Raw genomic sequence first — 13,070 nt, 5'->3', positions numbered from 1 at the left:
CTGGAAATCAAACTTATTTCCTCTATTGTGACCAGAGCCGAAACGGTTTGACCCTTTCCACGTTTCGGGACAGCACCTTGAAAAATATGCCCACAGGACAATGGCGGTGCATCATAGGGCAAACGGATACGTTTCTGTCTGTATCGAGCCGGACGGCGGGTGCGCCACGATGCTTTTCTCTGAAAAGTGGAGCGATCACCACCACGCCGCAATGCAAGCGCGGCTGCTTGCGGGCCATGACATACCGACAGGCTGATACTCCCTTACCGTCAAAGTCCGAGCGTTCAGAGCGTCGCAGGCAATGAGTAGGGCTGCATGAGGAATGCAGGGGTGAGATTCCCGTGGGCTGCTGCCAGCAGCCGTCCGTTGGCTCATTTTTTGATTTTTAAGAAAGGGGATTTTACGATGCAAGCGAAAAAGACAAACACTGAAAAAACAAAAAATCCAGAGGTACTTACTTTGGATTCGACTTATCGTATTGGCAATCGATCCTTTATCATTGAGCCGGTATTCAAAGAAGAAAGCTCCCAAACCTTAGGAGAAGTTCTTCTCCGGCTGATGAAATCCGAAAGCGAAAAATTATAATGACCTTTCGGGAGGCAGCGGACAGAGAAAGCGGATTGTGTTATAATATAGGTGTACAAGTGAATTTGCTATTCGACTGTCCCAAGAAAGGAGCGAGTATGAAACAGTCGAGTAACAAGAAATCCCGTGAAGCAACCGCTTTTCTCTATGAGCGTCTTTCCCGTGATGATAATTTGGAGGGCGAGAGTTACAGCATCGGCAACCAAAAGAAGCTGCTCACCAAAGTTGCAAAGGAAAAAGGCTATACCAATCTGGTTCACTTTCTGGATGATGGCATTTCCGGCGTGACCATGAACCGTCCCGGTTTCGTTGAAATGATGCAGCAGCTTGAACAAGGAAAAGCCTCTGCTGTGTTCGTCAAAGACCTTTCCCGTCTGGGCCGAAACTATATCGAGGTCGGGCGGCTGACAGAAGAATTTTTCCCGGACCATGACATCCGACTTGTTGCAGTTTCGGACAACATCGACACGGCCGAGGGAGAAAACGAACTGGCACCCATCCGAAACCTGTTCAATGAGTGGTATGCCCGCGACATCAGCAAGAAACGCCGTATCAGTAATAAAATCAAAGGCAACTCCGGCGAACCGATGGGACTTCCTCCCTATGGGTATATCAAGGACCCGAACAATCCCAAGCATTGGGTCATTGATGAAGAAGCTGCACAAGTTGTCCGGCGCATTTTTGATATGACGTTGGAGGGCTTTGGTACGGAACAGATTGCCACCCAGTTTGAAAAGGAAGGTATCCTGACACCGCAGGCCTACTGGATTCAGAAAGGCATCGGCCGTCCCGGAAAAACCAAAACGCGCCCTGCAACCAAGTGGAACGGCTCCACGATTACCCATCTTCTGTATCAGCAGGAGTATTGCGGGGATATTCTGAACTTCAAAACCTACTCCAAGTCCTACAAGAACAAAAAGCGGATTCATAACGACCCGGAAAATTGGGTAGTGTTCCAAGATGTTCACGAACCCATTATTGAACGTGCCGTGTTTGAACAGGTGCAGCAGAAGCGCGGAAAAATGCGCAAACGCTGTACCAGCAACGGAGAACACAATATGTTCTCTGGCTTACTTGTCTGCGCAGACTGCGGCTGCAATCTGCACTTCCACTTCAATCAGGGCAACCCGGAAATCAAGTATTTCAACTGCTCCAACTACAAGGGCAACCGTGGCACCTGCCAATCCACCCATTACATCCGTGTAGACTTTCTGGAAGAAGTGGTGCTGGGCGAAATTCGGCGGCTCACCAAGTTTGCCAGCCTCTATGAGGACGACTTCCTGAAAGCTGTTATCGGGCACTCCCAGCTTGCGGACGAAGCCGACCGCAAGCTGAAAGAGAAAGAGTTGAAAACACTCCTTGCCCGTGATGAAGAACTGGACGGCCTCTTTGAGCGCATCTATGAGGACAATGTTTCCGGCAAAATCTCTGACGAGCGCTTTTCCAGAATGTCCCGGAGATATGAGGACGAACAAAAGGAACTGACCGAAAAAATCAAACAGCTCCGCTCCGAAATCGAAAAGCAGAGCAGCCGTACCATGACAACGGATATGTTTATCAGTCTGGTTCGCAAGTACACCAGAGCAAAAAAGCTGACACCCCGGATGCTGAATGAACTGGTGGAAAAAATCGAAGAGTTCAATGCAGAAAAGGTCAACGGTGTATGGGAGCAGCGGCTCCGCATTCACTGCAACTGCGTGGGCACCATCGAGATTCCAAGCGCACCTCCTTTGCCGACACCTGATGTGTCGGTGAATACAAGAAAAGGCGTAGTTGTGAACTACGCCCCCTGCGATGTCGCTATTTAGCAAATAAAAAATGACGAATGTTCTTTGACAGCTAAATGCTGTAAGAACATTCGTCATGGTGCGATGGAAGGGACTCGAACCCCCGGCCTACTGATTCGTAGGAACCGAATGGCACATTTTATCCATTTCACCATTCAACGTTAAATCGTCGTTTTAATCGAATTGCCGTTATTTTACCGTTGTTCTTCTATTGCATCCTTTGCATTGCTTGCACGTCTTTGCACCTGTTATCCATCCTTGCGATGTGCAGAAAATGTGCAAAAGTGTGCAGCGCCAAAATCAGCCCGGCAAAACAGGCTGTTTCGCACAGCCCCAAAAGCTGGATTTCAACGGTATTTATTGTGCAAAATCTTCCAGTTTTATCCAAACAACAATCTTACATCATACACCGGTTCTTTGGCAGGGTTTAGGACATCCGAACAGACACCGTTTACATAGAAATGAGGTTCACCATGAACAAACTGCTTTCCTGCCGCTACAACATGGACACCAACCGGGTGGAAGCCCGGTTCGAGGATGGAACCACTCTTGCCATCGACTGCATCGCCGTCGAGGATGAGTACGGCAACACCCCGGCACAGCGAGCGGAACTGGACTGGCTGTTATGGAACAAGCCCTTGGAGTATGCACAGATGGTGCTGAGAGGGGAGATGGGGCGTTATCTGTCGCTTGGCTGTGACCATGGCAGGCTGGAGGACTGAGCCGCAGAAACCGCGCGGCAAAATCGCTAATCGCGCGGCGCGCGTTTCTCAGCGTAAATTCAGCGCAAACCATGCCAAGTCAGCGTATTTTCAGCGTAAATCCCGGAAAGTCAGCGTATTTTCAGCGCAAATCAAACTTTCAGCGTAAAAGTCAGCGTAAATTTTCACTTCACGCTTTTGTACTTCGTTCCTCGGCCTACGCCATCAGGCTGCAAGATGCCGTCCTTGCACATCTGGTGCAGGATATAATAGGTTTGATTCTTGTTAAACCCACACAGTTCTTGTGCTTTCTGATTCGTAATCGACGGCTTATGCTTCAGATATTCAAGAATCCGATCCTTTGCCTGAATCTGGCTGACCGTCTTATCCTGCACATAGGCCACATCGGTTTTCACCGTTTCGTAAACCTTGAGGGACAGCATATAGGACTTGCCGTTGAGTTCCAGAAGCCCCTCGTCCCGGAGAGCGTTCAGAACCTTGTGGGCATTGTCATCGGTTTCCTGAATCGTCTTTGCCGCCTGTTTCAGGGTGATTTTCTGGTGCTCCCGCAGATAGTGCAGAATCATCAGCTCCGACAGCGTGAACATCTTGGACCGCTTATCCTGCGTCTCTGCGATGAAACGCACGAAGCTCTGGTTCTCCATCGTGCTGCGAAGGGTCAGCCGGACAGAGTTGGGCGTGCTGGCATACTCAGGGTAGGGCTTGCCCTCGGTGAGCATACTCTGGAACATAATGTCCACACCCTGCCCGGAACGCTGCACATACTTCAGATGCTGAAGGGTCATGGCAATCAGCTTGTTCCGGGGAATGGACTGGGGGGCGATGATGTTGCTTTCGTTGATGTCCCCCGGAAAGCCGCCGGGGTTCTCAATCACGATCTTCGTGGGGTAGTGCTTGACATAGATCGGTGCCATATCCTCATAGGAGCGGTGCGCCAGCGCATTCAGCAACGCCTCCTGAAAAACCGCTTCGGAGAAATCGTACCCCTCCAGCCGGAACAGCCCCACCTGCACATTGGTCAGGCGGTTATAGGTGCGGATGCGCTCGGTCAGCTTATCCAGAATCGAGATCACCGGCTCCTGCATATCCATGCGGTTGTCGTACTCCGTCTGTGCTTCGTCGCTGTAATGGAGGTAGATCACCTCTGCCTGCGGCAGCAGCCGCGCAAGGGAGGTCGCCTTGCCCACAAACAGAAGCCCTGCCACCGTCACACGCACTTCGTCCTTGTCCATGCGGATCAGGTTCAGGTTGTCCAGAAAGGTGGTATCTGCCAAGTCCGGCAGGGCAGAGCCTGCATCCCGAATCCGCAGCTTCTCTTTCAGGCGGTACACTTCCAGCAGGTCAATGTCGCTTTCGGATGCCCCCTCCACGATCTTTGCCGAAAAATCCGGGTTATCGGCAGGGGAGTACACATCGTTTGCCGGGTAGTCGGGCTTTGTCACGTTCCCCAGCCGCCTGTAATAGATGCCGCCGGTGGTGGCAACATGAGAGTTGGATTTCTCCACCGATACCACCAGCACCACACCGTCAGAGGTTTCCACCGGCTCGATTTCGGTAAACAGGCTGGGCCGGGTCATATCGTAGATGGCTTCCATCAGTGCCTGCGGGTCGCTTTTAGGGCAGCCCGTAATTGTGCCGTCATCTTCCACGCCAAACAGCAGAACGCCGCCCTTTGTATTTGCCAGCGCAACCGCACTTTTCACCGCAAGCTCTTTCCGCTGCCGGTAGTCCTTGCACTTCACCCACGACTTAAACTCCTGCCGGGTGCTTTCCCCGGCAGCAATCATTTTGCGGAGTGCTTGTTCGGTCATGGTGGGGCCTCCTTTCTTAAAAAATTATAGCTCCCTCTATCGTTCCCAAATGCAAAACACCATCTTTTCTAAAGGTTTCTACCGTTGCGTTTATCGGCTTTAAGTTCTCCAACTTTTTATTAGAAGTTGACGCAAACCATATAGAAAGACTGTGTTCATTTTCTGCAGTGCCAAGCATAAGTTCGCGGTCTTTTGAGCCAAAAAGATCCATTTTTCCGCTATAGCGCTTGGTTATGCCCTCTTTTGTCCATGTTTTACTGTATATGGTGTTTTGGGCAAGCGAAAACACACAGATTGTAATATCGTGAATAGTTTCATCAGAAAGCTGTTTAGAAAAGTCGGTAGCGAGATTTTTCCACTCAGACACCCATTTGTCATACGGAATACCATGATAGCCTTTAATTTTTCTTGTTCCAGCTATAAACTCATAGTTGTTGTCGATAGCTCCTTTGATTGCATCCATTGCAACGCCTTTGTTCCTGTTTCTATGTGCAATCAAGTTTGAGAAATCATGGATATATTTATATTTTTCTTTATCCAATTCTCGTCGAAGTACCATCAGGAATCCCAATATATCGTATTCTGTAAAATTATTCTCCGCAAGCAAACCGAAGTAATGGGTTATCATCAATCTTTCTTTTTCATCATAGTTCATACTTCCATAACATTCACTATGTTTTTTGCCCAAAACAATCACTCCATCACTCTGATCGTGCTCTCAATAAATCACTCGTATCTTCCTCATTGTTCAGGTGTCAAAAGAATCTGTGCATACATGGACAATTCAATGTGGTAACCATCCTTGACCGTCAGTCTTGCCTTTTCACCATTGCTTGATAATTGAAGGGATGCACTTACATCATCGGAGTTGGAATCGGACACAACAAAAACGGCAGACTGCTTTGCTTTGTTTTCGACTGTATAATTTCCAGCGGGAACTGTGTACCGAACATATTTATAGCCACTCTTAGTGGTCGCTTCTTTTCCGTAATCACCCAGTTCACCATCAGTCAACAGAATAGAGCCATCAGGTACATTTCCAGCGTCAGGCTTCAAGTCTTCGTTCTTGTAAAGAAAATCATCCGTTGCTCCATTTTTTGTATCCTTAATAGAATAGATTTCATCACCAATCGTGGCTATCTGAATATATATCTTTCCGTTAATCTGTGCATTGTATCGGCTACCAGCAGCCCAATCATCGGTCTGTTCTAGTCAATTCACATCATCCAGTGTATAATCAAGGCCTGCAAGCGGAAGTGCCGCTTTTTCCATCACACTAGCGACTGATTCTGCAGTTCTTTTAGCTTCTTCTTCCTTATCATATGGAAGCATCATTCCGGCAATAAAACCTACCAACAGAACAGCCAGCACTATCAAATCATTCTTAAGACTGCGTTTTTCACGCTTAGCAGCCATCCTCAAGAGAACGCACATAACTCTTATTGCATAAAAAATCAACCCAAATAAAAATGCAACACCAAGATACCCCAAATCTTTTTGAGACACTGAATAGCACACACCGTAGCCAAGATATGCTATCGCTACGTCACACAATATCCTTTTATTTTCTTTTCCTCTAAGCGTATTGATTATTTCATATATTCCAAGCGCAAAACCGACAAACGCAAGAAGCACTCCTAGAATTTTCATTTTATAGATTCCTCCTTTTCAACGCTGTAAAGCAATTATAACACAGAATACAACCCCTTTGTAGTCGTCTTTTTGATTTTGCAAGAAACTTGGTCGATTGAGTGATTGTTTCTATCCCGATTCTCTCCATCCGTTCCTCGGATATGCCAAGCGCATCTCAAATGCACAAACGACTGCGCTATTTCACCATGGTGAATGCGCTTGTCGTTCCGCTGGTCAAGGCCATGGGCAAGCGGATCAGCGCACTGGCCGAGGACGAGCAGCGCAGTTGATGGGCGTTTCTCTTGGGTTTCCAAAGGGGCCGCAGCACCCCTTTGGCACACGACTTTGCTTGCAAAGTCTAGTGTGTTACACCTTGGTTCCGGCTGATGCGGAAAAGGGGCTGCGAAAGGCTCCGGCAAGCACCTGTTCTGCGGCAGAAGGATGCGCGGATGGGCGTGGCAGTTGACGGTCTCTGCCCACCCAGCGCAGGCTTTCAGAGGAACCAATGGTGTACGTTCTCCCGTCCTGCCGCAGCAGCGTTTTTCCCCTATAAGCCGCAAGGTAAATAATCAACGTCTGTGCTTGCCCCGGTTTCCCGCTAGTGTCCCCGGTTTCAGCATTGCCGTTTTATAAAGGATCTTCTTTATCAGCTTTCTTTCATCCTCTGTCAGCTTATCGTAGTTGATGCCGATTGCCTTCAATGCCGTTCGGATCTTCTTTTCATCCGCAGACCCTTCAAGTTTCTGTGCATCCTCCAGTTCCTTCATCAAGTTATCGACCATCGCACCATCCGAAGTGGTCTTGTCCTTGCGGTGTTCCGTCTTGATGTTCTTCAGGATAGCCACCAGTTCATCATACAAGACCCGGCCAAAGTACTCATCTTCATCGATCTGCCCCAGCTTCAAGGTGCTCATGTACAAATCATTTTCATCTGCTGCATACTTCTTTTTCAGCATTTGCCGTGTTGCTTCCAGACCGGCATTGAGGTTTTGAATGTTTGCGCTGACATATCCATCCACATAGATCTCCAGATCGGTCATGAACCGCTGGAAATTCTCATGCACGATCAGCTCGCACAGCAGCCGATGATTGAATTTTCCATTCCTTAATACGTCCACTGCGCCATCGCTCAGATGCAAGTCCGAAAGGACTGCATCTGGGCGCTTTTTGTTTTCCGTCACACCCAGCAGATAATCCGTGGTCACACCATAAAACTCAGCCAGCGTTGTCACTGCATAAATGCTGAGATCGGTCACGTCGTCGCTCTCGTATTTCGACAGTGCCGATTTGGACAGACCCGTCTGCTCTGCCAGCGTTTCCAACTTCAGATTCCGCTCCACACGCAGGTCTTTGAGCCGTTCTCCCAGTGTCAGCTTGATGTTCATGGTCGCACCTCCGATGTTTTTTGCACAGTATACCACTTCCGGCGGTTCCTGTCCATAAGCGTGGAATTTTGCAGTTTCTGCACCTGTTTTCCGACATTATGGATATACGGCACAGCGGCCATTGCGGTGCTATCCTATAGACAGAAAGAAAACATATTAACTCCCCAGCAGCGAACATATTAAGGGCTTCCCGCGAAAGCCCTCTGAAATATCTTTCATACCAGGACCTTGAGAAAAGAATGACCGTCCGAACTGCCCAGACCGCCAAGACCTCCCATCGGGGGGAGCGAGCGCCCTGCATAGGGCCGACACAGAGTCCAAAAAGATTTCCTGTCGGGAGGCAGCAAGGGAGACCGGCTTCACCGAAGTTCCCATTGGGGGAATCCCGGTGACTTTGAACGTGGCAGGGATCAAAACGGTCCGTGCCAAAACCTTTGACCAAAGGAGAAATTTTGAGCTTATATCAAAAGATCAAGTCCGCCATCACCGTTCGGCAAGTGGGAGAGATGTACGGCATGGAGCCCGACCGCCATGGCATGGTGTGCTGTCCGTTCCATTCCGACAGCGACCCCAGCATGAAGCTGAACGACACCTATTATTATTGCTTTGGCTGTGGAGCCAACGGCGATGCCATCGACCTCACCGCCAAGCTGTTAGATTTGAACCCCCGGCAAGCCGCCGAGAAGCTCGTAAATGACTTCGGGCTTGACCCGGACAAGCCGCCCGCCAATGCCATCGCCCTGCCGCCGCCCAAGCGTGGCCTGACGGACGAGCAGTGGGCAGACATCGCCTACTGCCTGCGGGTGCTGACCGATTATCTTGACCTGCTGCACGACTGGCAGGAGCGCTACAAGCCCGCCACCCCGGAGGAGCCGCATGACCCACGGTTTGAAGAAGCCCTCCACACGACCGAGACCATCGAGCACCTGACGAACTGCGTTGCTTTTGGGACGCCCCAGCAGAAGGCCGCTGCCGCCGCACAGCTGCTGTCCGGGTCGTACCTGCTGATGCTGGAGGAGCGCACCGACCGCCTTGCTCTGGCAAAGTGCGCCTAATAATTTATTCACCCGAAGTGGTGGGTCTCACCGTGAGACCCACCACTTCACTTTTCTAAAGGAGAACCACCACATGAAGAAAAACATTTCCCGCAACCCTTTATGGCCGGACTGGTACAACGGCAAGAAGATCGATGAAGTCCAGTTTGGCCGCGCCTTTCTGGAACAGTGGCCGCTGAAATGCGTCAACGGAACGCTGTACACGCTGGACGGCCCGGTAGAGGACGAAAGCGAGATCAAGCAGCGCATCTTGGAGAACATCGAGGAATACGTCACCTCCGGCCTGTCCAAAAAGGTCACCAACATTCTGGAGACCATCAAGCTGCTGGCCTTTTCCGACCCCTTTCCCATCGAACAGGACTGCATCCACCTCCAGAACGGCGTGTACCATCTGCCGGACGGCTCTTTTCAGGAGATCCGCCTGTTCTGCCAGAACCGCCTGCCTGTGAGGTATGACCCCAAAGCCGCCAGCCCTGACCGCTGGCTGACCTTTCTGCACGAGCTGCTGGACGATGCCGACATCCCCACCTTGCAGGAATATCTGGGCTACTGCCTGATCCCCAGCACCAAGGGACAGAAGATGATGCTCATTGTCGGCAAGGGCGGCGAAGGCAAATCCAGAATCGGGCTGGTGCTGAACCGGCTCATGGGGGATGCCGCCAGCAATGGCAGCGTCCAGAAAGTGGAGAATAACCGTTTTGCCCGCGCCGATCTGGAACGCCGCCTGCTGATGATCGACGATGATATGGACATGAACGCCCTGCCCAAGACGAATTATATCAAGACCATCGTGACCGCCGAAGCCAAGCTGGACTTGGAGCGCAAGGGTGTCCAGAGCTACCAGCGGGACATCTACGCCCGGTTCCTCTGCTTCGGCAACGGCGCGCTGACCTCGCTGTATGACCATTCGGACGGTTTCTTTCGCCGCCAGCTCATCCTGACCACCAAGGACAAGCCTGCCGACCGCACGGATGACCCCTTCCTTGTGGAGAAGATGTGCGCCGAGTTGGAGGGTATTCTGCTGTGGTGTCTGGAAGGGCTGCACCGGCTGGTGCAGAACGATTTCCGCTTCACGGTCAGCGAACGAGCCGCCGCCAACGTGGACACCATCAAGCGCAGCAGCAACAATGTCATTGACTTCATGGAGTCCGAGGGCTACTTCCGCTTCAAGGCGGACTACTCCATCAGCTCCAAGGAGTTCTACGACATTTATAAGCAGTGGTGCGAGGACAACGCCTGCCACAGCGTATCGGCCATCCGTTTCAGCGCGGAACTGCGCCAGAATGACCGCCGCTATAACCTTGAAGCCACCAACAACATCTATCTGCCCGGTGGCCGCAGGGTGCGAGGATTCGTGGGCATCGAACCGCTTGTCCACCCCTGTCCGTAAAAAGTGCATTTTTTACGGAAGAAGTTCGTACAACCTGTACGGTCTGTACTTGTACGCACCTGTACGGCAAATTGGAGCATATTTAAACGTGTTATCGTTTTTATTTTAGATTTCCGTACACCGTACAGACCGTACGGGTTATTTGAAGTCCGTACAGATTTTTTGTACACCCCAAGAAGGAGCGTGATCTATGAAAGCCCAATACGGCATTTTAAGGTTCAAAAAGTACAAGGGGCCTGCCATCAGCCCCATCGAAGCCCACAACGAGCGCACCAAAGAGCAGTACGCCAGCAACCCGGATATCGACACGAACCGGAGCCGCTACAACCTCCATCTGGTGCAGCCACAGGGCAGGTACCGGGAAGAAGCCGACCGCATGATAGCCGCCGCCCACTGCCGTGTCCGCAAGGACAGCGTGCGAGTGGTGGAAGCACTCGTCACCGCCAGCCCGGAGTTTTTCAAAGGCAAGACGCACAGCGAAGTCAAGGCGTACTTTGCGTACGCCCTGAAATTTTTGGAGGGCAGACAGCACCCGGATACCTTTCTCTCTGCCGTTGTCCACATGGATGAGAAAACGCCCCACCTGCACCTCTGTTTTGTGCCCTTGACCGCTGACGGGCGGCTGAGCGCCAAAGAGATCATCGGCAACCGCAAGAACCTTGTGAAGTGGCAGGACGAGTTCTGGCAGCACATGGTCAAGCAGTACCCGGAGCTGGAACGGGGCGAAAGTGCCAGCCAGACCGGGCGGGAGCACATCCCGCCCCGCATCTTCAAGGAGATGACTCAACTGACCAAGCAGAAGGAGCAGTTGGATGCCCTGCTGGTGGGTATCAATCCCTTCAACGGCAAGAGCCGTGCGGCGGAGATCAGCAAGGTGCTGGACAGCTATATCCCCAACGTGGCACGGATGAAGGGCCAGCTGCGAAAGTACAACGTGGCCTTCACCAAGACTGCCGCCGAAAACGAAAAGCTGAAAGAGAAAAATAAGACGCTCTCTGCCTCGCTGGATAAAGCGAAGGAAGGGAGCGTCTTGAAGCGTCTGGAGGATGCCAAGCTGCGGCAGGACTATGAAGCCGCCCTGAAAACGTTAGACAGCATCCCGCCGGAAGTCATCAGATTTTATGAGAACCGCACGCAGGAGCCTGTGGTGCGCCATGATAAGTAAGGAGCAATGCCTATGTGTAATAAAATGTACGAGAATGTGAAACCATTGGATTATACGAAAAAGTTCTTGCAGTCGGACTCGAATCCGGCTACAATGGAGGTGGTCACTCGAACCAATGCCGTCAAGTCTCCGACCAACAGCCCTGAGACCACTAAGCTGGTGTACACGGTGAAGGAAGTCGCGCAGATGCTGGCCATCAGCCAGCGTGCCGCCTACAACCTGTGCAACAGCACCACCGAGTTCCGTGTCCTGCGGGCAGGCGGAAGCATCCGCATCCCGAAAGACAGCTTCGATGCGTGGCTCTACCGGGCAGCTTGATAAGGAGGCAAATCTATGGCATATATCACGAAACGCGGCAGTTCTTACAGTGTCCGCTACACCTATCAGGACGAGCACGGCAAGAGCTGCGACAAATGGGAAAGCTTTCCCACCAAAGAGGAGGCGGTGAAACGCCAGAAGCAGATCGAGCATGAGCTGGCGACCGGCAACTTCCTGATCCCGTCCACGGTGACGGTGGCAGAGTTCCTGATGGACTGGCTGCCCAAGCAGTGCAGCAAGCACAAGTGGGCACCCAAGACCTACCAGTCCAATCTGGCGCTCATCCAGAACCTCATCATCCCCTATATCGGGGAGATGCAGATGCAGAAGCTGCGGCCCTACCACATCGAAGCCCTGTACGACACCCTGAGCAAGACCCCCTGCGGGCAGTATGTGGGCGGCAAGCGGCGAGACCTCTCGCCCAAGCAACAAAAGCGCACCCTTTCCGGCACTACCCTTCATGAGGTCCACCAGCTTCTGCACAACTCCTTTCTGCTGGCGGTGGAGTGGGGCATCCTCATCAAAAGCCCTGTCCCGGTGGAAGCGCCCAAAAAGACCACCCAAGAGCGCAGCATCTGGGAGGTGGAGGAGATGCGGGCAGCGTTGGACAGCATGGAGGACCCCATCCTGCATCTGGCAGTGCACCTGACACTGGTGGGTGCACTCCAAGAGGGTGAGGTTGCCGGTCTGACCCCTGAGGACATCGACTTTGATGCTGCCAACGGCATGGGCACCTTCACCGTCAACCGTTCCATGCAGCGGGTGCAGAAGGACACGCTGGCGCAGGTGGACAAGGGCTGCATCCTCCGCATCTTCCCGGACAAGCTGGAGGGCAGCAAGACCTCCCTTATCCTGAAGGACACCAAGACCGAAGCCTCCTGCCGCACCATCTTTATGACCGCCGCCCTGCGGGAGGAGCTGAAACAGTGGCTGGAACGCCTGAAACGGGAAGAAGCCCTCGACCCGGAGCGGTACCGCAACAGCGGGATGCTGCTGCGGCTGCCCAACGGTCTGGCGGTGGAGCCGGTGCTCATCCGCAAGAAGTTTCTGAAATGGCAGGATGCACACCCAGAGTTCCCACGCATCGTCTTTCATGGGCTGCGTCACTCCAGTGCCACCTACCAGTTGATGATCTCCGGCGGTGACATCAAGGCGGTGCAGGGGACCACAGGACACGCCAGTGCGGATATGCTGGTGAACACCTACGCTCATATCCAGCA

13 protein-coding genes are annotated in these 13,070 nt (G+C 52.0%); 8 read left to right on the top strand and 5 right to left on the bottom strand.

Features of this window, described 5'->3' with window-relative positions; genetic code table 11:
- The first annotated feature begins 330 nt into the window (after nucleotides 1–330).
- From DWV57_RS13840 to DWV57_RS13825, 3 genes are all read left to right on the top strand, one after another.
- Nucleotides 331–585, top strand: a complete 255-nt coding sequence (locus DWV57_RS13840; protein WP_243112368.1) for a hypothetical protein — start codon at nucleotides 331–333, stop codon at nucleotides 583–585.
- Nucleotides 586–683: 98 nt separating this feature from the next.
- Nucleotides 684–2,393 carry a recombinase family protein gene (locus tag DWV57_RS13835; protein WP_120021084.1) on the top strand — a complete coding sequence of 570 codons (1,710 nt, stop codon included), beginning with the start codon at nucleotides 684–686 and terminating at the stop codon, nucleotides 2,391–2,393.
- 452 nt (nucleotides 2,394–2,845) lie between these two features.
- Nucleotides 2,846–3,094 (top strand): DUF6061 family protein, encoded by a 249-nt coding sequence (locus tag DWV57_RS13825; RefSeq protein ID WP_120021083.1) that lies wholly within the window; start codon nucleotides 2,846–2,848, stop codon nucleotides 3,092–3,094.
- A gap of 164 nt (nucleotides 3,095–3,258) precedes the next feature.
- Here the strand turns inward: DWV57_RS13825 and DWV57_RS13820 are convergent, their stop codons facing one another.
- From DWV57_RS13820 to DWV57_RS13805, 5 genes are all read right to left on the bottom strand, one after another.
- Entirely contained in the window at nucleotides 3,259–4,905 is a 1,647-nt protein-coding gene (locus tag DWV57_RS13820) for an RNA-binding domain-containing protein (RefSeq protein WP_120021082.1), read from the bottom strand.
- A 16-nt stretch (nucleotides 4,906–4,921) separates the two neighbouring features.
- On the bottom strand, nucleotides 4,922–5,593 hold the full coding sequence (locus tag DWV57_RS13815) for a hypothetical protein (protein ID WP_133303656.1): 672 nt from the start codon (nucleotides 5,591–5,593) through the stop codon (nucleotides 4,922–4,924).
- 53 nt (nucleotides 5,594–5,646) lie between these two features.
- Nucleotides 5,647–5,961: a hypothetical protein gene (locus tag DWV57_RS14360; RefSeq protein WP_133303655.1), complete on the bottom strand. Its 315-nt coding sequence runs from the start codon at nucleotides 5,959–5,961 to the stop codon at nucleotides 5,647–5,649.
- 156 nt (nucleotides 5,962–6,117) lie between these two features.
- Nucleotides 6,118–6,555, bottom strand: a complete 438-nt coding sequence (locus tag DWV57_RS13810; protein WP_120021080.1) for a hypothetical protein — start codon at nucleotides 6,553–6,555, stop codon at nucleotides 6,118–6,120.
- A gap of 551 nt (nucleotides 6,556–7,106) precedes the next feature.
- Entirely contained in the window at nucleotides 7,107–7,922 is an 816-nt protein-coding gene (locus tag DWV57_RS13805) for a helix-turn-helix transcriptional regulator (RefSeq protein ID WP_117535565.1), read from the bottom strand.
- A gap of 452 nt (nucleotides 7,923–8,374) precedes the next feature.
- Here DWV57_RS13805 and DWV57_RS13800 point away from each other — a divergent pair, with 452 nt between their 5' ends.
- The 5 genes from DWV57_RS13800 to DWV57_RS13780 form a co-directional block, all read left to right on the top strand.
- Complete coding sequence (locus DWV57_RS13800) at nucleotides 8,375–8,977, top strand: CHC2 zinc finger domain-containing protein (RefSeq protein ID WP_243112367.1); 603 nt, start codon at nucleotides 8,375–8,377, stop codon at nucleotides 8,975–8,977.
- A gap of 73 nt (nucleotides 8,978–9,050) precedes the next feature.
- Nucleotides 9,051–10,367, top strand: coding sequence for a phage/plasmid primase, P4 family (locus DWV57_RS13795; protein WP_120021079.1), 1,317 nt, complete (start codon nucleotides 9,051–9,053; stop codon nucleotides 10,365–10,367).
- A 190-nt stretch (nucleotides 10,368–10,557) separates the two neighbouring features.
- Nucleotides 10,558–11,532: a MobV family relaxase gene (gene mobV / locus DWV57_RS13790; RefSeq protein WP_118529265.1), complete on the top strand. Its 975-nt coding sequence runs from the start codon at nucleotides 10,558–10,560 to the stop codon at nucleotides 11,530–11,532.
- 24 nt (nucleotides 11,533–11,556) lie between these two features.
- Nucleotides 11,557–11,850 carry a helix-turn-helix domain-containing protein gene (locus DWV57_RS13785; RefSeq protein ID WP_118529274.1) on the top strand — a complete coding sequence of 98 codons (294 nt, stop codon included), beginning with the start codon at nucleotides 11,557–11,559 and terminating at the stop codon, nucleotides 11,848–11,850.
- Between the two features lie 15 nt (nucleotides 11,851–11,865).
- Nucleotides 11,866–13,070: site-specific integrase (locus DWV57_RS13780; protein WP_133303654.1), on the top strand; the 1,205-nt coding region annotated here is incomplete at its 3' end.

This window comes from Faecalibacterium sp. AF10-46 (genome assembly GCF_003604105.1).
In the GTDB taxonomy this organism is placed as follows: Bacteria; Bacillota; Clostridia; order Oscillospirales; family Ruminococcaceae; genus Faecalibacterium; species Faecalibacterium taiwanense.
This window is presented reverse-complemented; position numbering and strand designations above follow the sequence as displayed.